This window comes from Thermoflexus hugenholtzii JAD2, assembly GCF_900187885.1.
Classification (GTDB): Bacteria; Chloroflexota; Anaerolineae; order Thermoflexales; family Thermoflexaceae; genus Thermoflexus; species Thermoflexus hugenholtzii.
This window is the reverse complement of sequence record NZ_FYEK01000075.1, coordinates 82,878-102,216: the sequence shown is the minus strand read 5'-3', so window position 1 is coordinate 102,216 and position 19,339 is coordinate 82,878. Positions and strand designations below refer to the sequence as shown.

15 protein-coding genes are annotated in these 19,339 nt (G+C 68.6%); 5 read left to right on the top strand and 10 right to left on the bottom strand.

The genetic code is table 11. The annotated features are described in order from the left end of the window. Positions 1-7: 7 nt before the first annotated feature. The 8 genes from CFB18_RS13855 to coaE all read right to left on the bottom strand — a co-directional run bounded on the left by CFB18_RS13855 (position 8) and on the right by coaE (position 6,455). On the bottom strand, positions 8-1,129 hold the full coding sequence (locus CFB18_RS13855) for a coiled-coil domain-containing protein (protein ID WP_088572390.1): 1,122 nt from the start codon (positions 1,127-1,129) through the stop codon (positions 8-10). Between the two features lie 112 nt (positions 1,130-1,241). After that, a complete protein-coding gene (locus tag CFB18_RS13850) occupies positions 1,242-1,880 on the bottom strand; it encodes a translin family protein (protein WP_088572389.1) in 639 nt (212 codons plus the stop codon). 181 nt (positions 1,881-2,061) lie between these two features. Further along, entirely contained in the window at positions 2,062-2,493 is a 432-nt protein-coding gene (locus CFB18_RS13845) for a single-stranded DNA-binding protein (RefSeq protein WP_088572388.1), read from the bottom strand. Between the two features lie 29 nt (positions 2,494-2,522). Next, on the bottom strand, positions 2,523-3,680 hold the full coding sequence (dnaN, locus tag CFB18_RS13840) for a DNA polymerase III subunit beta (protein ID WP_159461774.1): 1,158 nt from the start codon (positions 3,678-3,680) through the stop codon (positions 2,523-2,525). Positions 3,681-4,526: 846 nt separating this feature from the next. After that, positions 4,527-4,898: a hypothetical protein gene (locus CFB18_RS13835; protein ID WP_088572386.1), complete on the bottom strand. Its 372-nt coding sequence runs from the start codon at positions 4,896-4,898 to the stop codon at positions 4,527-4,529. 111 nt (positions 4,899-5,009) lie between these two features. After that, complete coding sequence (locus CFB18_RS13830; protein WP_088572385.1) at positions 5,010-5,252, bottom strand: hypothetical protein; 243 nt, start codon at positions 5,250-5,252, stop codon at positions 5,010-5,012. A 47-nt stretch (positions 5,253-5,299) separates the two neighbouring features. After that, the gene (locus CFB18_RS13825) at positions 5,300-5,794 is read right to left on the bottom strand and encodes a GNAT family N-acetyltransferase (protein ID WP_088572384.1); all 495 of its coding nucleotides are present in this window, start codon (positions 5,792-5,794) and stop codon (positions 5,300-5,302) included. 31 nt (positions 5,795-5,825) lie between these two features. Then, complete coding sequence (gene coaE / locus CFB18_RS13820; RefSeq protein ID WP_088572383.1) at positions 5,826-6,455, bottom strand: dephospho-CoA kinase; 630 nt, start codon at positions 6,453-6,455, stop codon at positions 5,826-5,828. Positions 6,456-6,695: 240 nt separating this feature from the next. On the opposite strand from coaE, the gene CFB18_RS13815 reads away from it, so the two are divergent. The 5 genes from CFB18_RS13815 (at position 6,696) to mfd (ending at position 17,892) form a co-directional block, all read left to right on the top strand. Next, entirely contained in the window at positions 6,696-8,159 is a 1,464-nt protein-coding gene (locus CFB18_RS13815) for an FAD binding domain-containing protein (protein WP_159461773.1), read from the top strand. Positions 8,160-8,417: 258 nt separating this feature from the next. Continuing rightward, a complete protein-coding gene (locus tag CFB18_RS13810; protein WP_088572381.1) occupies positions 8,418-10,637 on the top strand; it encodes a xanthine dehydrogenase family protein molybdopterin-binding subunit in 2,220 nt (739 codons plus the stop codon). A 43-nt stretch (positions 10,638-10,680) separates the two neighbouring features. Beyond that, positions 10,681-13,272, top strand: a complete 2,592-nt coding sequence (gene priA / locus CFB18_RS13805) for a replication restart helicase PriA (protein WP_088572380.1) — start codon at positions 10,681-10,683, stop codon at positions 13,270-13,272. A 29-nt stretch (positions 13,273-13,301) separates the two neighbouring features. Next, a complete protein-coding gene (gene lipB, locus CFB18_RS13800; protein WP_088572379.1) occupies positions 13,302-14,108 on the top strand; it encodes a lipoyl(octanoyl) transferase LipB in 807 nt (268 codons plus the stop codon). A gap of 313 nt (positions 14,109-14,421) precedes the next feature. Beyond that, a complete protein-coding gene (gene mfd, locus CFB18_RS13795; RefSeq protein WP_088572378.1) occupies positions 14,422-17,892 on the top strand; it encodes a transcription-repair coupling factor in 3,471 nt (1,156 codons plus the stop codon). Positions 17,893-17,912: 20 nt separating this feature from the next. Here mfd and CFB18_RS13790 read toward each other — a convergent pair whose 3' ends face one another. Continuing rightward, the gene (locus tag CFB18_RS13790) at positions 17,913-18,305 is read right to left on the bottom strand and encodes a hypothetical protein (protein WP_088572377.1); all 393 of its coding nucleotides are present in this window, start codon (positions 18,303-18,305) and stop codon (positions 17,913-17,915) included. A gap of 592 nt (positions 18,306-18,897) precedes the next feature. Beyond that, positions 18,898-19,236, bottom strand: a complete 339-nt coding sequence (locus tag CFB18_RS13785) for a hypothetical protein (RefSeq protein WP_088572376.1) — start codon at positions 19,234-19,236, stop codon at positions 18,898-18,900. Between the last annotated feature and the right edge of the window lie 103 nt (positions 19,237-19,339).

Below are 19,339 nucleotides of genomic sequence, written 5' to 3'. Positions count from 1 at the left end.
CTTCCGTTCAAGAGGGCCACTCGATGCCGCCGTCCTGGGCGACCACGATGGGCCGTCCTTCCTCGCGGATCCGCTGGAGGAGCTCGCGGGCCCCTTCGGTCAGACGGCTGCCAGCTACTGCAGGCCAGGTCTCCCCCAAGACGGCCTGAAGGATCCGCGCGCGCTGCACCGCGCGCTCCACATCCCTACGATCGATCGTCCAGGAGGTCTCCAGGGCCAGGTGGAGCGTGCGGCCCTCCCATTCGCCGCGAACCACCAGATCGATGCGACGGGCTTCCTCAAAGTCTTCCCGTTCGATCTTCCCCTCATCCAATGCGGCCAACAGCCGGTTGACCAGCTCCGAGGATGTCAGCACGCGGACTTTGCGGAAGTTCGGGCCGCCGAAGTAAGAGGGTGCGAGCTCCGCATAGCGCCGGCGCAGGTCATGGTCTTTAAGCGTCCCGACATCCTGTTCGATCCGATCCACTCGCTCCACCAAGCGTCGCAGGACCTCTGCCAGCTCCGCGAACCGGCGTTCCGTCTCCGCCCGATAGGCGAGGAACTCCTGGCGGTGGGCGGCGAACTCCTCATAATGCCGCCGCTGGGCCTCTGCCAGCTCGGCAAACCGGCGTTCCGTCTCCGCCCGATAGGCCGCCAGGCTCTCCTCCGTCCGCCGCTGGGCCTCTGCCAGCTCCGCGAACCGGCGTTCCGTCTCCGCCCGATAGGCGAGGAACTCCTGGCGGTGGGCGGCGAACTCCTCATAATGCCGCCGCTGGGCCTCTGCCAGCTCGGCAAACCGGCGTTCCGTCTCCGCCCGATAGGCCGCCAGGCTCTCCTCCGTCCGCCGTTGCGTCTCCGCCAACTCCGCAAACCGACGATCGGCCTCGGCGCGTGCTTCCGCAACCTCCTTGCGGACTTTGGCCAGGGCGGCGGCATGACGCCGTTGGTCCTGGGCGAGCTTCCGGACTGTCTCGGCCAGCGCCGCCAGGGCCTTCTCGATCCGACCGATCCGGACGGAGAGCCGCCGATGCGCCCGGGGCAGCTGCTCCAGCTCCTCCAGGAGGATGCGCCGGCGCAACTCCTCCCGCCAGTGGGGATAGCGATCCAAGATGCGCAGCAGATCTTCAAAATCCTTCACTGTGAAGGCCATCGTTCACTTGCCCAGACGGCCGGGATGGTCCCAGGGCCCGGATTCTGCCCTTGGCGTCTCACTCCCATGCTTTCACATTTCCAGAAGCCCTTCAAGAAAACGGGGGAGCGGATCACTTGCTGAAGCGCAGATCGATCCGTTGCAGAGCCTCCTGGAGGAGGTGTTCCCGCAGGCTCAGGGTAAGCTCCCCACGGGTTCGCTCCAGCGTTCCCCGCACCACATCCGTAGCCCGGCGCAGATTTCCCGTGAGGGCATCCGGGTAATCCATCGTGATCAGCACTTCGTAGATCTCATCCATCGCTTGAAGCAGGCGTTCCGCCTCATCAAAGCGATCCGTGCGGATCAAATCCAGGATACGACGGCGGAGCTCCGTGGCCGCCTCCGCCAGGCCGTTCAGATAAGCCGCTTCCGGGACGTTCAGCTCCCGCGGCCCCGGAAGGGGCTGTCCGGTGACGATGGCGTAGACCACTGAGGCCTCGACCCACTCCTTCAGCGCGTCCTGCGTATATCCGGCATACAGGAGATCCGGGAAGGGGGCGAGATCCGTCTGCAGGACAAAGGCGGCCTGCTGGGCTTCACGAAGCAGGCGCTGGCCCTCCGCGTATTCCTCGCGATGGACCGCCCGGATGCACAGCGCGCACAGGCGGGTCAGCTCCCGGCAACGCATGAGAGCCGCGTCCCGGGCTGCGTTCTTCGCCTCCAGGACCGCGTGGATCTCGCGGGCGATCCCTTCCAGTTCCTTGAGGCGCATCGACGCGCTCCATTGGAAGCGTACGAGTTCGCAGGCCGGGCAGGTCTGACCGGCTGCTTCCTGTTTCATCTAGACCGGGCATCCGCAGAGGTGTCCCATGAAGGATCTGTAGAGCCATAGGGGCGCAGCGACGCTGCGCCCCTACTCCCGGGCCGCCCGGCCTGCGTTCTCCCCGCTCCGATTAGAATGGGATCTCCTCCTCCTCAATCGAGCCGGGCTCCTCCAGGACCGGCTCCTCGGCCTCCACCGCCGGCGGCGCTTCCGCCGGCCGCGGCCCGATGAACACGATGCGGTCCGCCCGCACCTCGTAGACCGCCCCTGCCGTCCCATCGGAGCGCCGGAAGATCCGTGGGTTCCCGGTCTGTGGGTCCGGCCGCAGGCGGCCCTCCACCAGCACCGGGCGCCCCTTCTGCAGGTATTGATTGGCGATCTCCGCCTGCCGCCCGAAGACCGACACCCGGAACCAGATCGTCTCCTCCCGCTGCTCCCCGCTGGCGTCTCGATAGCGGATGTTGCTGGCCATCCGGAACGAGGTCACGGGCGTTCCCTCCGGCGTGTAGCGCATCTCGGGGTCCGTTCCCAGATGCCCGGCGATGATCAGCTTGTGATACATCGTTTCACCCTCCTTACCGCAGGCTTTCCTCACAGGAACATCGGCATCACCACGTGAACGAAGGAAGGATCGCTGACCGGGAGCACCTTCACCGGCGATTGCGGGGTGGTCATCTCGAAGGCCACCCGGTCGTCCTCGATGGCCTCCAGCACATCCATCAGGAAGCGGACGTTGAAGGCGATCTCCAGCCGGTTGCCCTCCACCAAGGCGTCGATGGACACCTTCGTCTCCCCTTTCTCAGGGGATCGGGATTGCAACAGGACTTGTCCCGGGCGTCCCTCCTCCCCCGGCGTGAGGACCAGCCGGACCGCGTTCGAGGTCTCCCGGGCGAACACGCTGAGGGCCTTGCACGCTTTCAGCAACGCATCCCGGGGGGCCTCCATCCGGGTCTCCCAGCGCTTCGGGATGATGGCCTGGAAGTCCGGGAACTGGCCTTCGATGAGCTGGGAGAGCACCGCCACCCGGCGGAGCCGGAAGCCCACCTGATTGCGCCCCCGTAGCGCCATCATGGACACCGGCTCCGTCTCTCCCTTCAGCAGCCGGCCCACCTCCTCGAGGGCGCTCGCTGGGACGATCACCGAGAAGGCGCCCTCAGGCGCCCGCAGGGCCGGGAGGGTCTTGACGGAGAGCCGGTAGCCATCGGCAGCCGCCATAGTGAGGAAGGTCGCCACCCCCGCGGGCTGCCCGGCCGGTCGCCCTTCCTCCCGGCGGATCAGAACCCCGGTCAGGATCGGTCGGGTCTCGTCCGTCGCCGCGGCGAAGGTCACCTGATCGATCGCCAGTCGGAAATCCTCCGGGTCCAGGGCGAAGCCGTCTCCCTCCAGCTCCGGGAGGATCGGATACTCCTCCGGATCCAGCCCCTTCATCGCCGTCTCATAGGCTCCGCACACGATTTGGAGGGTCCATGTCTCCCGGTCCACTTGGAGATGGATCGGCTCGTCCGGAAGAGCTCCGATGAACTCTGCGAGGGGCTTCGCCGGGACCGTGATGCCGCCGGGCTCGGAGACGAGCGCCTCTTCCCATGTAATGATAGCCAGATTGAGATCCGTGCCGGCGACTTTCAACCGCCCGGGCTCGGCCTGCAACAGCACGTGCGTGAGGGTTGGCAAAGTGGCCCGGGAAGGAACCGCCCGGCCCGCCACCGACAGGGCACGCTCAAACGCTGACTGGGCGATGGTCACGTTCATGAAGGAGATCCTCCGCGCGAGTGGATCCACGGTCAAGTTGCGGAAGAACATCTGTTTCGATTATAGCCGAGAAGGACAAGCAAGCAATGGCTTCTCCTCTATTTGAGGAAGGCGGGGAGCCCCGATGGTGCCTGAAATCAGGGGGGCGGTGCCTCTCAACGCCACTCCCACATCTGGCCACCGTTCCCTCAACGGCAGAGCTGCCCGCTCCGCGTGAACGCTTTCGGCAACGAATTCACACTCTTCCAATTGAACCCAAACCCCACACTCCCATCCACCCGGAATCATCCCGTCCCAAGACGCATTGCTCCCCTGCACCCGCGTCCCATCCTGTGGGCTGCGGGTGGGAGCGCAACGGAGGGATTTTCTGGATGGGCTGCCGGGGATAGAAGTGGAAGGGGAGATGAGTGTAGGAGTCCGGTTTGTTTGTCTCGCTGAAGCGGAAGGGGTCGGTTTTGAGGCGGGAGGGGCGGGCCCCCGCGGGCGCGGCGCGGGCCGCCTTCTACGCCCTCCTCTTCCCTCTCCCCCTGTCCCCACTGAGGTCTGAGCCCCAGGAAAGCCGAAAGCCCTGGGGGCTTGCGCATTTGGGCGATCCTGACCTAAAATAGAGGTAGCCCGGCCATGTGCGTGCGGCTGTGTGCAGCGGCTGGCGCCAACACCTGAAAGGAAGGGGGCCGGACTCTGGACCGGGGACGCGTTAGACGGCCTGCGCGCGGGGCACGTCAAGGCGGCAACCGGCAGGAGGCTCCCACCTGAGCGAGCGGGTGCATCAGCCCGGCGGCCCACGGCATGGCGGGGTTTTTGTTTGGGCAACGAGCCTCCCGTCCCCGGGAATCCGGGGGCGGTTTACTCCTCTTTCTGAGGGGCGTGGCGCTCCAGCCAGGCGGACAGAGCCCAACGCCGCTCGGTGACCTCATCCAGCTGGCGGGCCAGGGTCAGGGCCCGAACGCGCAGGCCCTGGGCTTCCGCGCTCCCGCCCAGCGCGTCCACTGCCAAGGACCACCAGCCCAGGATGGCTCGGGCCAGCAACCGCATCGCCTCATCGGAGGGCTGAGGCTGAGTTTCCTCCAAGTGGCTTAAGGCCGCCTCCGCTGTGGCCTGAACGAAGGGGCCCTCCGGCCCGGCCGCTCGCGCCTGCGCCCAGGCATTGAAGACATCCAGCCAGCTCAGCAGCCCTTGAGAGGATCGGATCTCTTTCAGCGCCTCCAGGAGCTCCATGGTTCCTCCATCGATGCGAAGGGCTCCCCGAAGGGCTCACCGCCCGGCGCGCAGGCTCCGGAGAGGGGAGAGCGGCACCGCCCGAGGGGATAACGCCGTTCCGCCGGGATCTCACGCTTTCTTCGAGGGCTGCGCCTCAGATCCAGCCTCTTCCTCCTCGTCCTCCCAGCTGATGATCCACACGCACAGGCCGGCCAAGATGATGGTGGCCACCACAAGGGCCAGCATCTGGGAGGGGGTGAGCCCCACATCTCGGGCCGACCAGAGCAGGATGGCCACCATCCCGATGGCCAAGGCGATCCATGCGGTCAGGCGTGGATGTCGCTCCACGAACCCTCGGATCGTCGCCCACATCGGATCCTACCTCCTCTGTCGGGATTCTCCTGGGGATATGCAACCCCTCAGATGGGGCGGGTCACCCGTTCGGCGCGGATCTGCTTGATGAGGGCCACGCGCCCGAAGGCGTCGAATTCGTGCGCCGCCTCGCGCCACGGCTCCGACAGGCTCTCCTCCGGCCAGCGGGTATACCCCAGCCCGATGTAAAAGGCAAGGGCCTCGGAGGACATCTCGGGGGAGACATAGAGGACGCAGGCCTCGCATTCCAGACGGCGGGCTTCCTCCTCGACGGCCTCCACCAGCTGGCGCCCCACCGTGGGCCGCAGGTCGAGGGGATGGACCAGGAAGTCCAGGATGCGGGCCACCAAGTTCTCCACCCGCCAGCTGATCAGCCCGACCAGCTCGCGCGCCGGGCTGAAGGCCAGCAGCATCCCCCGCTCCGCCATCCGGTCGAACACCTCGTCCCGGGAGGGCATCAAGCGCCCCCGGGTGGCCCGGCGGACCAGCTCGCAGATCTCGTCCACATCCGCCGGCCGAGCCCGACGGATCGTGACCTTCATCGTCCCTCTCCTCCGGCGTAGAATCCCGCCTTCAGGAGGCCTCCTCCGGAGCGGATGACCGCTCCTGCACCCATCGCCGCCATGCGGCCTCCACCTGCCGGCGCGTGGCCTCCAGGTCCCCGCTGTTGTCGATGACCACGTCGGCCTGACGGACCTTTTCTTCCTGAGGGGGCTGGGCCCGGATCCGCATCCGGGCTTCTTCCTCGGTGAGCCCCCGATCCTCCATAAGCCGGCGGACCTGCTCGGGCTCCGGGCAGGTGACCACCCACAGGCTGTCGCAGGCCCGGGCGAACCCGGACTCGATCAACTTGATGGCCTCGATGACGATGGCCGGGGCATCCGGGCAGGCGAGGATGCGCTGCTGGATCTCCGCGAGCACCGCCGGGTGGACGATGGCCTCCAGATCCCGCAGCGCCGCCGGATCGCGGAAGACGATCTCCCCCAGACGCCGGCGGTCGATCTCTCCATCCGCCCTTAGGATCCCCGGCCCGAACCGGCGCAGGATGGCCTCGTAGGCGGGGGTGCCCTTGCGGATCACCTCGTGGGCGATGGCGTCGGCGTCAATGACATAAGCCCCCATCTCCGCCAGCATGCGGGCCACCGTGCTCTTCCCGCAGGCGATGTTCCCCGTGAGGCCGATCCAGAGCGGACGCTTCCCCATATTCTCTATGATAAGCGAGTCTCCTGCTGTATGGAAGGCTCCCCAACCCTCTTCCAGGGCTTTCCAGTGTTTCCGCATGTAGGGCAACTGCGAGCAGTTGCCCTACATATCCCGTGGCCGAAAGGGATCACCTGCCCAGAAAATCCGGAAGGTCCCGACCCTCTCCGAACCAGAGCCGGGAGTTCGCATGGGTTAAACTTAGTAAGGAGGGCAAGGCGCAGCCCAAGGAGGGGAAACCCCATGTGGAAAGCCTACTACACCCCGACGTCTACGGAGGAAGCCCTGGGCCTGCTGGCCGAGCACGGGAGCCGGGCGCGGATCATCGCCGGAGGCACAGATCTGATCCTGGAGCTGGAGCGTCGGCAACGCCCGGGCGTAGAGGTCCTCATCGATATCACCCGCATCCCCGGCCTGGACACCATCGCCATCGGAGCGGATGGCCGCATCCATCTGGGCCCGCTGGTCACCCATAGTCAGGTCCTGGCCTCGGCCCTTTGTCGGGAGCGGGCTTTTCCCCTGGCCCGAGCCTGCTGGGAGGTGGGCTCTCCTCAGATCCGGAACCGAGGGACAGTGGCCGGCAACCTGATCACCGCCTCGCCGGCCAACGACACCATCGTGCCCCTCTGGGCCATGGACGCCACGGTGACCCTCCGAAGTGTCCGGGGCCAGCGCACCCTCTCGTTCGATGAGTTCTACCTGGGCGTCCGGAAGACGGCGATGGCCCCCGATGAGATGCTGGTGGACATCGCCTTTGAGCCGTTACAGCCGAACGAACGGGGGACGTTCCTTAAGCTGGGATTGCGGCGCGCCCAGGCGATCTCGGTGGTCAGCGTGGCAGCGGTAGTGGCCTTCGAAGGGGAGCGGGTGGCCCGCGCCCGCATCGCCCTGGGAGCGGTGGCCCCCACCATTGTCCGAGCACGGGAGGCGGAGGCCTTCTTGCAGGGCCAGCGTCTGACGGAGGAGGTGATCGCCCGGGCCGGGGAGCTGGCTCAGGCCGCCGCCCGCCCCATCGATGACATCCGGGGGCCGGCCTGGTACCGCGCAGAGATGGTGCGGGTGCTCACCATGCGGGCCCTGCGCCAGCTACGGGACGGAACTGAACGTCGGGGTTTCCCAGAACGCCCGGTGCGGCTCCAGCGGCCGCGCGAGGAGCGTTCCCTCTTCTGGACCCAGGTGCCCCCTGGGCTGGCCACGTGGGATGGACGGGTGCGCCATCGGGAGGACGGGCCCGAGCCGATCCTCACCACCGTCAACGGCCGCACGATGGCAGTCCACGGGGCGGCCGATAAGACCCTCCTGCGGATGCTCCGGGAGGATCTGCATCTGATGGGCACCAAGGAGGGCTGCGCGGAGGGCGAGTGTGGCGCGTGCACGGTGATCCTGGATGGCATGGCGGTGATGTCGTGTCTGGTGCCGGCGCCTCGGGCTCACGGGGCGGAGATCATCACCGTAGAGGGCGTGGCCGCGGAGGGGTCGCTCCACCCGCTGCAGTCCGCCTTCATCCGCCAGGGAGCCGTGCAATGTGGCTACTGCACCCCAGGCTTTATCATGTCCGGGGTCGTCCTGCTCGAGGAAGTCCCGCAGCCGACCCTGGAGGAGATCCAGCAGGCCTTCGCCGGCAACCTCTGCCGGTGCACCGGCTATTACAGCATCATCCGGGCGGTGGAGGAGGCGGCCCGAGAGCGTGCCCGGTATGCCGAATGAATTCAGCCTAAAGAGGCCTTCGACCGATGGATCGGGCTTGGGCGTCGAATGAATTCGACCTCAGGGGGCCCTCTGGCCAACGGTCGGCCTACGCCGGCCGAAAAGCATCCTTCGCGTCGACCTTCGCCGACGCTTGGCGCGGAGCGCCTATGAAGGCCGATTTCAATCGGCGTGAAAGCCTTGGTCAGCCTGCGCCGACCGAAAGTGATCCTTGGGCCGATGCACAACGTGGAGTGCAATCATAGGAGGTGTTCATCCATGGCCATCGGGATCTCAATCCCGCGGATCGATGCGGAGGGCAAGGTAACCGGCCGGACCCCCTATCCGGGGGATCTGGATCTGCCGGGGCAGCTCTACCTAAAGGTGAAGTGGGCCGGCCACGCGCCGGCGCGGATCCGGCGGATCGACACCCGCCGGGCCGAGGCGTTGCCGGGGGTGGTGGCGGTGTTCACGGCGAAGGACGTGCCGGTGAACGAATACGGCCTGATCTACTTCGATCAGCCGGTGATCTGCGGACCCGACAGCAAGCCCGGCGCCGATGTGGTCCGCTACGAGGGGGATGTGGTGGCCCTGGTGGCGGCGGAGAGCGAGAAGATCGCGGCGCAGGCGGTGGAGCTCATCGAGGTGGAATACGAAGACCTGCCGGGGGTTTATGACCCCGAGGAAGCGCTGCGCCCCGGCGCCCCCCAGGTCCATCCCGATTACCCGGGCAACCTCCTTTGCCATTACCGCATCCGGCAGGGCGATGTGGAGGCAGCCTTCCGGGAGGCAGCGGTGATCGTGGAGGGCACCTACCGCACGCCCTTCCAGGAACACGCCTACCTCCAGCCGGAGGCCGGGGTGGCCTATATCGACGAAGAAGGACGGATCACGGTGGTGACAGCCGGGCAGTGGGCCCATGAGGACCGCCATCAGATCGCCCACGCCCTGGGGCTGCCGGAGGATCGAGTGCGGGTGATCTACGCGGCCATCGGTGGGGCCTTCGGCGGCCGGGAGGACATGTCGGTGCAGATCCTCCTGGCCCTGGCCGCCTGGAAGCTGGGCCGCCCGGTGAAAATCATCTGGAGCCGGGAGGAGTCCATCATCGGCCACCACAAGCGCCATCCGGTGGTGGCCCGGGTGCGCTGGGCGGCGGACCGCGAGGGATATCTGCTGGCGGTGGAGGCGGACGTCATCGCCGATGTGGGGGCTTACGCTTACACCTCCACCAAGGTCCTGGGCAACATCACGATGTCCATCTGCGGGCCCTACGTGGTCCCCAACGTCCGAGCGGACATCCGGGGCGCGCTGACCCACAACCCCCCGACAGGGGCGATGCGGGGCTTCGGGGCACCCCAGGCCCTCTTCATCGCGGAGATGCAGATGAACAAGCTGGCCGAGGCCCTGGGGATGGATCCGGTGGAGATCCGCCTGCGCAACGTCTGGCGGGAGGGCTCCCGCATGCCCACCGGCGGGATCGTGCCGGAGGGGGTGAGCATCGCCGAGGTCATCGAGGCCTGCGCCCGGGCGGCCGGCTGGCAACGGACGGAGAGGGGCTGGGTCCGGCCGGCGACGCCTTCTTCGTCGGATCCGGCGAAGCGCTACGGCTGGGGATTCGCCTGCGGCTTCAAGAACATCGCTTACAGCTTCGGCTTCCCGGAGCACTGCTGGGCCCGGGTGGAGCTGCACGGGGACGCCCACATCGAGAAGGCCATCGTCTATCACGCCGGCGCCGACGTCGGTCAGGGGGCGCACACTGTCATGGTCCAGATGGCCGCCGAGGCCCTGGGATTGCCGCCGGAGAAGGTCGAGCTGCGCGCCTCCGATACCGCTTTCACGGAAAGCTCCGGCAGCTCCTCTGCCTCCCGCATGACCTTCATGGCCGGCAACGCCATCAAAGGGGCGGCGGAGCGGGCCATGGCCGCCTGGCGCAACGAGGAGCGCCCGGCCGTCGGGGAGTTCATCTACCGGCCGGTGCGCACCTTCCCCTTCGACCCTGAGACCGGCTTCTCCGAGCGCCCCAACGTGACCTACGGCTACGTCGCCGAGGCGGTCCTGGCGGAGGTGGACGTCGAGACCGGGCAGGTGCGGCCGGTGAAGGTGATCTGCGCCGACGATGTGGGGCGGGCGATCCACCCGATCAACCTTCGGGGCCAGATCGAGGGCGGGGTGGTCCAGGCCATCGGTTACGCCATCACGGAGAACTTCATCGTGCAGCAGGGGCGCATCCTCACCCGCCACCTCAGCACGTATCTGATCCCCGGGATCTCCGACATCCCGGAGGAGACCGAGAGCCTGATCCTGGAGCATCCCGACCCGCTGGGGCCGTGGGGCGTGCGGGGGATGGCGGAGATGCCCTTCCTGCCCCTCGCCCCCGCCCTGGTGGCCGCCGTTCACGACGCCACCGGCATCTGGTTCGATGCTCTCCCTTTGACCCCAGATCGGGTCTACGCCGGCCTGCACCCGGACCGGGTTCCCGGGCGGGCGGATCGCTCGTGAAGCGTGAGGAGGCAAGGTCCCGGGCGCGACGTGAGCAGCAGGGATGAGCCTGGAGATCGCGGTGCTGGCCGCCGGCGCCGCCTACGCCGGCGGCGTTTTCCTGTATGAGGAGCCGGAGGGCCTGAACGGCCACCTCCGGCCCGGGCATCTGGTGCTGGTCCCTTTCGGTCGGGGCGAGCGGCCGGAGCCCGGTGTGGTGTGGCGCCGCCTCGCGGGGAAGCCCTCGGAAGGGCGCGGGCCGGATGAGGAGGAGCGAGGCGTCCGCCCCCGCCGGCGGGTGATCCGTTTGCTCGACGAGGAGCCGGTCCTGGATCCCATGCGCCTGGAGTGGGCGGCATGGCTCAGCCGGACCTACCTGGCCCCGCTGAGCGAATGCCTGCGCCTGATGATCCCCGCTGGCCTGATCCCCCGCCGGGAGCCCGTCTACGAGCGGTGTGCCCCGGAGGGCGCCCGCGGGGGGCTGGAGCACGCGGTGGCCGTCTCCTTCGCCGAGCAGGTCCTGCTGGCCGCCCTGGCGGAAGGCCCCCTCGCCCACAGCGAGGTCCACGCCATCCTGCGGGATTTCCCCCTGGCCGAGCGACAGCGGGCGCTGCGCCGCCTGCTGGAGCGCGGCTGGATCCGGCGGAGCTGGCGGATCCGAGAGGGCCGCCCCCCTACCCTTCGTATGATCCGGTTGAAGGAGGAGGGGATCCTGCAAGCGCTGCGGGAAGGAGGGATCCGGCTGGGGCGGCGGGGGGAGATCGTCGCGCGGCGCCGACGCCTGTTGGAGCGGCTGCAGGAGGCGGGCCGTCCGCTCCCGGCGGACTGGCTGCAAGCGGAAACCGGCTGCACGCCCGCGGACCTGCGCCAGCTGACCCGCTGGGGGATCATCGAGCCGGTGGAGCGGCCGATCTGGGAGGCCGCGGATCCCTATCCGGTGCCCGAGGAGCCGCCGCCCCTCACCTCGGATCAGGCCCTGGCCTGGCGGGCCATCGAGCGGGCGTTGAAGGTCGGCCGCTTCCATGCCTTCCTGCTCCACGGGATCACCGGCAGCGGCAAGACCGAGCTCTACCTCCAGGCCGTGGCGGAAACCCTCCGGCGGGGGAAGGGCGCCCTCATCCTGGTGCCGGAGCTGGCCCTCACCCCCCAAACCGCCCGTCGCTTCGAGGCGCGGTTTCCCGGTCAGGTGGCGGTATGGACCGGCGGGATGAGCCCGGCCCAGGAGCGAGCCATATGGGAGCGGATCCGACGCCGTCAGGCCCGCGTGGTGGTCGGGACCCGTTCCGCCCTCTTCGTGCCGGTGCCGGATTTGGGGCTGATCGTCATCGACGAAGCCCACGATCCGAGCTACAAGCAGGACCTGCGGCCCGAGATCCCTTACCGGATCCCGGCCTATCATGCAGTGGACGCGGCGATGGCTCTGGCCCGCGCCCTGGAGGCGGTGGTGATCTTGGGCACAGCCACCCCCAGCATCGAGCTGCGCTATCAGGCCGAGCACGGCCTCCTGGAGGAGCTGCGTCTCCCCCGCCGCTTCCTGGGCTATCGCCCGCGCCTGGCCGCCCAGGCCCGCCATTTCGGGGCCTCTCTGGAAGGCTTCGTTGAGACGGAGGCGGAGGCCCTGACCAGCGGCCTGCCGCCCGTTGAAGTGGTGGACATGCGCCAGGAACTGAAAGCGGGCAACACCGGGATCTTCAGCCGGGCCCTGGAGCGGGCGCTGGATCAGGTGTTGCGCCGGGGGCAGCAGGCCATCCTGTTCCTGAACCGCCGGGGGGCCGCGCCCTTCGTGTTCTGCCGGGATTGCGGGCACCTGATGCGGTGTTCCCAATGCGACCTCCCGCTGGCCGAACACCTCCATCCGACCCGATGGGTGTGCCACCACTGCGGGGCGGTGGAGCCGCCCGTGGCGCGCTGTCCGCACTGTGGCTCCCGGCGGCTGAAGGGCATGGGGATCGGCACCCAGGCCGTGGAGGAGGCGGTGCGGCGGCGCTGGCCGGCCGCCCGCGTCCTCCGCTGGGATCTGGACACGGCCCCCACCCGCGCCGCGCACGCCCTGATCTGGCGGCGCTTCGCCGACGGCGAGGCGGACGTCCTGATCGGCACCCAGGTCCTCACCAAAGGGCTGGATCTCCCCCTGGTGACCCTGGTCGGGGTGATCCTCGCCGATGTGGGGCTGGGGCTGCCCGATTTCCGGGCCGCGGAGCGGACTTTCCAACTGCTGATCCAGGTGGCCGGCCGGGCGGGACGGGGACTCTTCGGCGGGCGGGTGATCTTCCAGACCTATCGACCGGATCACCCGGCCGTCGCCGCGGCCGCCCGCTACGATCTCGATGGTTTCTACCGGGGCGAGGTGGCTTTCCGAAAAGCCCATGGATATCCGCCCTTCGCCCGTCTGGTCCGGCTGCTTTACTGGCACGCAGAGGCCGAGCGGGCCCGCGAGGCCGCTGAGCGGCTGGGGGAGGCGCTGCGGCATCATCTGATGGCCAAAGGGGCGCCGCCATCGGCTATGATCGGCCCGGCTCCGTGCTACTTCAGCCGCCTGCGGGGCCTTTACCGCTGGCATATCCTCCTGCGCGGGCCGGACCCGGTGGCCTGGCTGCGGGATTTCCCGTTGCCGCCGGAGTGGCGGGTCGATGTGGATCCCCTGGAGGTCTTGTAAGGCATCTGCGATCTCGCGGAGGGGCTCGCATGGAACGCGGATGGTGGTCGGTCCTCGGAACCGTTCCGTATGAGGCGGCGTGGGCGCTGCAGCGGGCCCTGGCGGAGGCCCGGGCCGCCCGAGCGATCCCGGACACCCTGCTTTTGCTGGAGCATCCCCACGTGTTCACCCTGGGGCGCTCCGCCCGGCCCGAGCACGTCCTGTGGGATGAGGCGGAGCGCGCTCGCCGGGGCGTCGCCCTGGTCGTCACCGATCGAGGAGGGGACGTCACCTACCACGGCCCCGGCCAGGTAGTGGGCTATCTGATCCTGGACCTTCACGCCCGGGGCCTGGACAAAGTGGCCTTCGTCCGGCGGATTGAGCAGATGCTGATCGAGACCCTGGCCCGCTTCGGGATCGCCGCCGGGACCCTTCCGGGAGCGCCCGGGGTGTGGGTACAGCCGGACGCCATGAGCCGGTGCGCCTGGTGTCCACCCGCCCTGCGACGGGCTCCGGCCAAGATTGCTGCCATCGGGGCCCGGGTGGACGCCCGGGGCATCACCACCCATGGCTTCGCCCTGAACGTGTGCCCGGACCTTACGTATTTCACGGGGATCATCCCATGTGGGATCGCGGACAAAGGGGTGGTCTCCATGGCCATGTTCCTGGGAGAGCCAGAGGACGAGACGGCCCGGTCCCGGCTGATGGCTTCGGTCCAGGAGGAGCTCGCCCGGCGGTTCGGAGAGGTCTTCGCCCTCGAACCGGAGCACGTGGACCCGGCCCGGCTCTGGTCCCTCGCCGGTCTATCCGCAGAACCACCTCGCAACGAAAAATTCATTTGGGCATCCAAGTTGTAGGAGCGGCTTCAGCCGCGACCTTTGCGGGATCGAGAGGACAGGGTTCGGATTGTAGGAGTAGGAGCGGCTTGCGCCGCGACCTTTCGCGGTTGTGGTCTCGCAGGATGGTTCGGGGTAAATCTCCTTTCTCCAAAACCCATCGCGCCCGGATGTGATCCGCCTGAGAGTGCCTCAGCCAGCTATTCTCAGACACTTTCCCAGGCCTGAAGAGGCGCCCGTGGAGCCCTTCACGAAGCCTGCCGTAAAATGATAAGGACTGTCCACCAAGCTGGCTCTACGCAAACCCAACCCGCTCGCCCTGTCCAGGCCAGGGATGGCGCTTTTAAGTGGTTTGCTCTTGCTGCTCGAAGACGAACCAGCCCTGCAGGAGGCCCGCCGCGCGCTGGCGGCGGGCCGTCCGGCGGGGATTCCCCTCCCCCGAGCGGCGTGGCCCTTCTGGATCGCGGCGCTGCTGCAGGAAGCGCCGCGGCCGACGCTGATCGTGGCGGGGACGGCGGAACGCGCCCAGCGGATGGCCCAGGACCTGGCCCTCTATCTGGGGCCGGAGCGCATCCATCTGCTGCCGGAGCCACCGGTCCTCCCCTATGAGCGCGCCCCATGGCCGCCCGAGATCCGCGCGGAGCGGCTGACGGCCCTGGCTGCCCTCGCCGGGTTGAACGGCGACCCCGCCCCGGTGAGCGTGGCCTCAACCCGCGCCCTGCGGCTCCGGACGCTGCCGCCCCGCCTGTTCCACCGCCTGCGCCGGATCATCCGGACCGGCCAAGAGCTGCCCCTGGAGGGCTTCGTCCGCTACCTACTGGAGGCCGGCTACGAGCCGGTCACCATGGTGACCCACCCTGGCCAGTTCGCCCGGCGCGGGGGGATCCTGGACCTCTTCCCCTCGACTGCGCCGGAGCCGGTGCGGATCGAATGGGAGGCCGATCGCATCCTCAGCATGCGCGCCTTCGATCCATCCACCCAGCGGACCTTGCGGCCGGTGGAGCAAGTGCGGATCTTCCCGGCCCGGGAGGCGCTGCCCGGCTACGGGCCCGCGGCGGCCGCCCGGCTGGCGACCTGGGAGCCGGCGGCCGAGGCCGCGGCGGAACGGGAAGCTCTGGAGCGGGAGCGCCAGGCCCTGGCCCAGGGCGCGCCCTTCCCGACCCTCGAGTTCTACCTCCCTTACTTTTATGGGGATGCGACCACCCCTCTCGCGTATCTGCCCGAGGACGGGTGGGTGATCCTCTTGGATGAGACGGAGATCCGGGAGGCGTGGGAGGAGATAGAAGAGGAAGCCCGGGCCCTGCGGGCCCGCGGGGAGAGCGCCGGGTTCCTCCCCCCTGATTATCCAGACCCCCTGGTGGATCGCGTGCAATGGGAGAGCGCCCTGCGCCGGCGCCCGGCCCTTCGGATCACCGCCCTGCCGGAGGAAGGAGGATCTCCAACGCTGTCCTTCGAGGCCCCACCGCGTTTCGGGGGGCAGATCCAGCGCATGATCGAGGATTTCGCCCGACGCTTGCAGCTCCGGGAGGCGGTGGTGATCGTGAGCCGGCAAGCGGGCCGCCTGGCGGCGGTATGGGCCGACCACGCCCCGGGCCTGCGGGAGGCCGCCCAGACCGTCTCCTCCCTGGAAACGCCCCCGCTCCCGCAGCGGATCTACTTCCTGAGCGGGGCGCTGAGCAGCGGCTTCCTCTTCCGCTCCAAAGACGGCCGCCGCCTCGCCCTGCTCACCGACGCGGAGCTCTTCGGGGTGCTCCGTCCCCTCCCCTGGCGCCGCCGCGCCCGACGGGGCCCGCCCCCCGAATGGATCCGGGAACTGCGGGAGGGCGACTACGTGGTCCACGAGGATTTCGGGATCGGGATCTTCGAGGGCCTGGTCCGCCTCAACCTGGATGGGGTGGAGCGGGAGTATCTGGTGGTGCGCTACGCGGGCAACGATCGGCTGTATGTGCCGGTGGATCAGGCGGACCGGGTCAGCCGGTATGTGGGGCCGACGGATCAGCCGCCCGAGATCCATCCCCTGGGGGGCGGGGAGTGGGCCCAGGCGCGGGCGCGGGCGCGGCAGGCGGCGGCCGAGGTGGCCCGCGAATTGCTGGAGCTTTACGCCCGGCGGGAGGTGGCCCGGGGCCACGCCTTCTCGCCGGACACGCCCTGGCAACGGGAGCTGGAGGCCTCCTTCCCCTTCATCGAGACGGAGGACCAGCTGCGGGCCATCGAGGAGGTCAAGGCGGACATGGAGCGGCCGCGGCCCATGGATCGCCTGCTCTGCGGGGACGCCGGCTTCGGGAAGACGGAGGTGGCCCTGCGGGCGGCCTTCAAGGCGGTGATGGACGGCAAGCAGGTGGCCCTGCTGGCGCCGACGACCATCCTGGCCCACCAGCACTACGAGACCTTCCGCGCCCGCCTGGCCCCCTTCCCGGTGGTGGTGGAGGTCCTCACCCGGCTGCGCTCGCCTCGGGAGCAGGCGGAGATCCTGCGCCAGCTCCGGGAGGGGGAGATCGACATCCTCATCGGCACCCATCGCCTGCTCCAGCCGGATGTGGTCTTCAAGGACCTGGGACTGGTGATCATCGATGAGGAGCAACGATTCGGCGTGCGGCATAAGGAGCACTTCAAGCGCTTGCGAGCGGAAGTGGACGTGCTCACCCTCACGGCCACGCCCATCCCCCGCACCCTCTATCTGGCCCTGAGCGGCCTGCGGGACATCAGCCTGATCCAGACGCCTCCCGAGGAGCGGCTGCCCGTCCAGGTCTACGTGGGGCCCTACGACGACCGGCTGGTGCGCTCCGCTATCATGCGGGAGCTGGACCGCGGAGGGCAGGTCTTCGTGGTTTACAACCGGGTGCACGGCCTGGAGGTCTGGAAGGAGCGGCTCCAGGCCCTGGTGCCGGGGGCCCGCTTCGGCATGGCCCACGGCCAGATGCCGCCCCGACAGCTGGAGAAAACCATGATGGCCTTCACGCGGGGGGAGATCGACGTGCTGGTGGCCACAGACATCATCAGCAGCGGCTTGGACATCCCCAACGCCAACACGATGATCGTGATCCGGGCGGACCTCTTCGGCCTGGCCCAGCTCTACCAGCTGCGCGGGCGGGTGGGCCGCAGCGTGCTGCAGGGCTATGCCTACTTCCTGTATGATCCGAAGGTCCCCCTCACCGCGGAGGCCCGAGAGCGCCTGATGGCCATCTATGAGATCCCCGGGCTGGGCGGCGGGTTCCAGCTGGCCATGCGGGACCTGGAGGTGCGGGGCGCAGGGGAGATCCTGGGCACCCGTCAGCATGGCCACATCGCCGCCGTCGGCTTCGATCTTTACATGAAGATGCTGAACCGGGCCATCGCCGAGCTGCGGGCGGAGCAGGAGGGCGAGCCGCCGCCGCCGGCCCCGGAGGGCGTGACCCTCAACCTCCCCTGGCCCATCGGCCTGCCGGAGGATTACGTCCCCGATCCCGCCCTGCGGCTGCAGCTCTACCGCCGCATGGCGGCGATCCAGACCCTGGAAGGCGTGGCGGAGATGGCCCGGGAACTGGAGGATCGATTCGGCCCCCTCCCGGAGGAAGCCCGCAACCTCCTTCAGCAACTGCGCCTCAAGATCCTGGCCGCCCGGGCAGGGATCGAGCGGATCCACGTGGAGGGGCGGACCCTGGTCCTGCGGCCGGCCCCGGCCGGGGCCGATGGGATCGCGCGGGAGCTGGGCGGCTGGATCGCCGACGGCGCCCTCCGGATCCCCCGCCGCCCCACCTGGCCCCAGGATCTGGAACGAGCTCTCCGACGCTGGGCTGGACTGCCTGAAGCTGCCGGGAGCTGCTGAAGAAGCTGAGCTTAGGGCTTTCATCCAGCCCAATCCCGGCTGGGAATCGGATCCCCCACCCGTCGGTAGTGAACCGACCCTGCCGTCGGCGTCTCCCATTCCAGGGGGATCCGCCAGGTCCTCACCTCGTCAAATGCCTCCGGCACCTCGGGAACCGGGGTAGGAGGTTGACTTCGGGGAGGCGGCGAGAGCTCGGCCCGGGGCGGCCGGGGCGGGGGCGCGGGAAGCCACACTACCGTCTCCACCCGCAGGGCCACCGCCCACAGGCTCTCCGCCCCCACCCACCGCCCATCCGGAGCCCGCGTGGGCCGATCCCACGGCCCGATCCATCGGACGTCCAGGATGAAGCAAAACAGGAAAACCACGGGGCTGCGCCGATGGGCATCTCCATTCCGATCCAGGATCATCCGCATCGATGTGCACCCCCGGCCGATCCAGCAGACGACCAGGGAGCGGTCAAAGGGAAGCAGGTAGAGGCGCCGGGGCCCTCGGCGTCAGCCGGCGCAGGACCCCTCCGGCCCGCCTCTCCGTCTGTCAGGACCAGCCGGCCGGGTCAGGGAATGAGGGCGCGGCGGATGCCTCGGCCCCGCTCGGGCAGGTTGGCGTCGGGGAAGGCGGGAGGGGAGCACGAAGGGTGGGGGACCCGTTGGGATCGGCGCGGGCGTTCCCGCCCGACACCCCAGGATCAGCATCCATCCGATCCCGATGACCCAACGCCCGATCCGTCGCATCGCCACCTCTCCAAGCGGCAGGCCGGCGCGCCCCCTGCGCCGGAGACGCCCGGCGAAACGGTGGGGGAGGTCGCCGGCGGAAGGGTTCCCCTCGGAGTGGAAGGGGAAGCGGGCGGGGAGGATCGTAGGGGCTGGCAGGCGCCCCAGAGCCCCAGAACCGCCATCCCCAGGATCCACGCCGCGTTTTTCATCCTCCTTGTCACGGCTTCCCCTCCTTCTTTGTTTCTTCCAAGTGGGGGAAGGTCCTATGTTTTCCGCCTGCCAGCATAGCGGATCATGGGGATCGCTTGCGGCAGTCCGCCCACAGGCCCAGGACCATCACTCCCACACTCAAGATGGCCACGGTTTCCAGCGGCGTCTGGAACTGTCGGAGCAGCCCGCCGATTAGCATCCCGATGTATCCGGCCAGCAGCAGGGCCAGCCCCACGCCGGTGCTGATCCGCGTATTGCCATATCGAAGGAAAACCGCCGCCAGCAGGAAGGTTGCCAGACTGAACACAGGAAGCCACGGGATGCCGAGGGCCAGTCCGTTCATAAGGAGCATCCCGCCCAGAGTGAGGCTCAGCAAGAGAAGACTCCACCGCAAGGGAAGGGGAATCGAGGCCTGGTCCATAATGTGCCTCCTCTCGCCTTAACAGAACCAGCAGTTGGCAGCAAAGCAGGCTGCGGTTCCGGCGGCTAACCAGGCAGCAAATAGCGCGGGGTTTGTGAAACAA

Coding starts and splice junctions, on each gene's coding strand:
- CFB18_RS13790 (WP_088572377.1), bottom strand. CDS start 18,305: ATGCGGATGATCCTGGATCGGAATGGAGATGCCCATCGGCGCAGCCCC.
- CFB18_RS13815 (WP_159461773.1), top strand. CDS start 6,696: ATGTGGAAAGCCTACTACACCCCGACGTCTACGGAGGAAGCCCTGGGC.
- CFB18_RS13830 (WP_088572385.1), bottom strand. CDS start 5,252: ATGTGGGCGACGATCCGAGGGTTCGTGGAGCGACATCCACGCCTGACC.
- lipB (WP_088572379.1), top strand. CDS start 13,302: ATGGAACGCGGATGGTGGTCGGTCCTCGGAACCGTTCCGTATGAGGCG.
- dnaN (WP_159461774.1), bottom strand. CDS start 3,680: ATGAACGTGACCATCGCCCAGTCAGCGTTTGAGCGTGCCCTGTCGGTG.
- CFB18_RS13855 (WP_088572390.1), bottom strand. CDS start 1,129: ATGGCCTTCACAGTGAAGGATTTTGAAGATCTGCTGCGCATCTTGGAT.
- CFB18_RS13845 (WP_088572388.1), bottom strand. CDS start 2,493: ATGTATCACAAGCTGATCATCGCCGGGCATCTGGGAACGGACCCCGAG.
- CFB18_RS13785 (WP_088572376.1), bottom strand. CDS start 19,236: ATGGACCAGGCCTCGATTCCCCTTCCCTTGCGGTGGAGTCTTCTCTTG.
- CFB18_RS13850 (WP_088572389.1), bottom strand. CDS start 1,880: ATGCGCCTCAAGGAACTGGAAGGGATCGCCCGCGAGATCCACGCGGTC.
- CFB18_RS13810 (WP_088572381.1), top strand. CDS start 8,418: ATGGCCATCGGGATCTCAATCCCGCGGATCGATGCGGAGGGCAAGGTA.
- CFB18_RS13835 (WP_088572386.1), bottom strand. CDS start 4,898: ATGGAGCTCCTGGAGGCGCTGAAAGAGATCCGATCCTCTCAAGGGCTG.
- mfd (WP_088572378.1), top strand. CDS start 14,422: ATGGCGCTTTTAAGTGGTTTGCTCTTGCTGCTCGAAGACGAACCAGCC.
- CFB18_RS13825 (WP_088572384.1), bottom strand. CDS start 5,794: ATGAAGGTCACGATCCGTCGGGCTCGGCCGGCGGATGTGGACGAGATC.
- priA (WP_088572380.1), top strand. CDS start 10,681: ATGAGCCTGGAGATCGCGGTGCTGGCCGCCGGCGCCGCCTACGCCGGC.
- coaE (WP_088572383.1), bottom strand. CDS start 6,455: ATGGGGAAGCGTCCGCTCTGGATCGGCCTCACGGGGAACATCGCCTGC.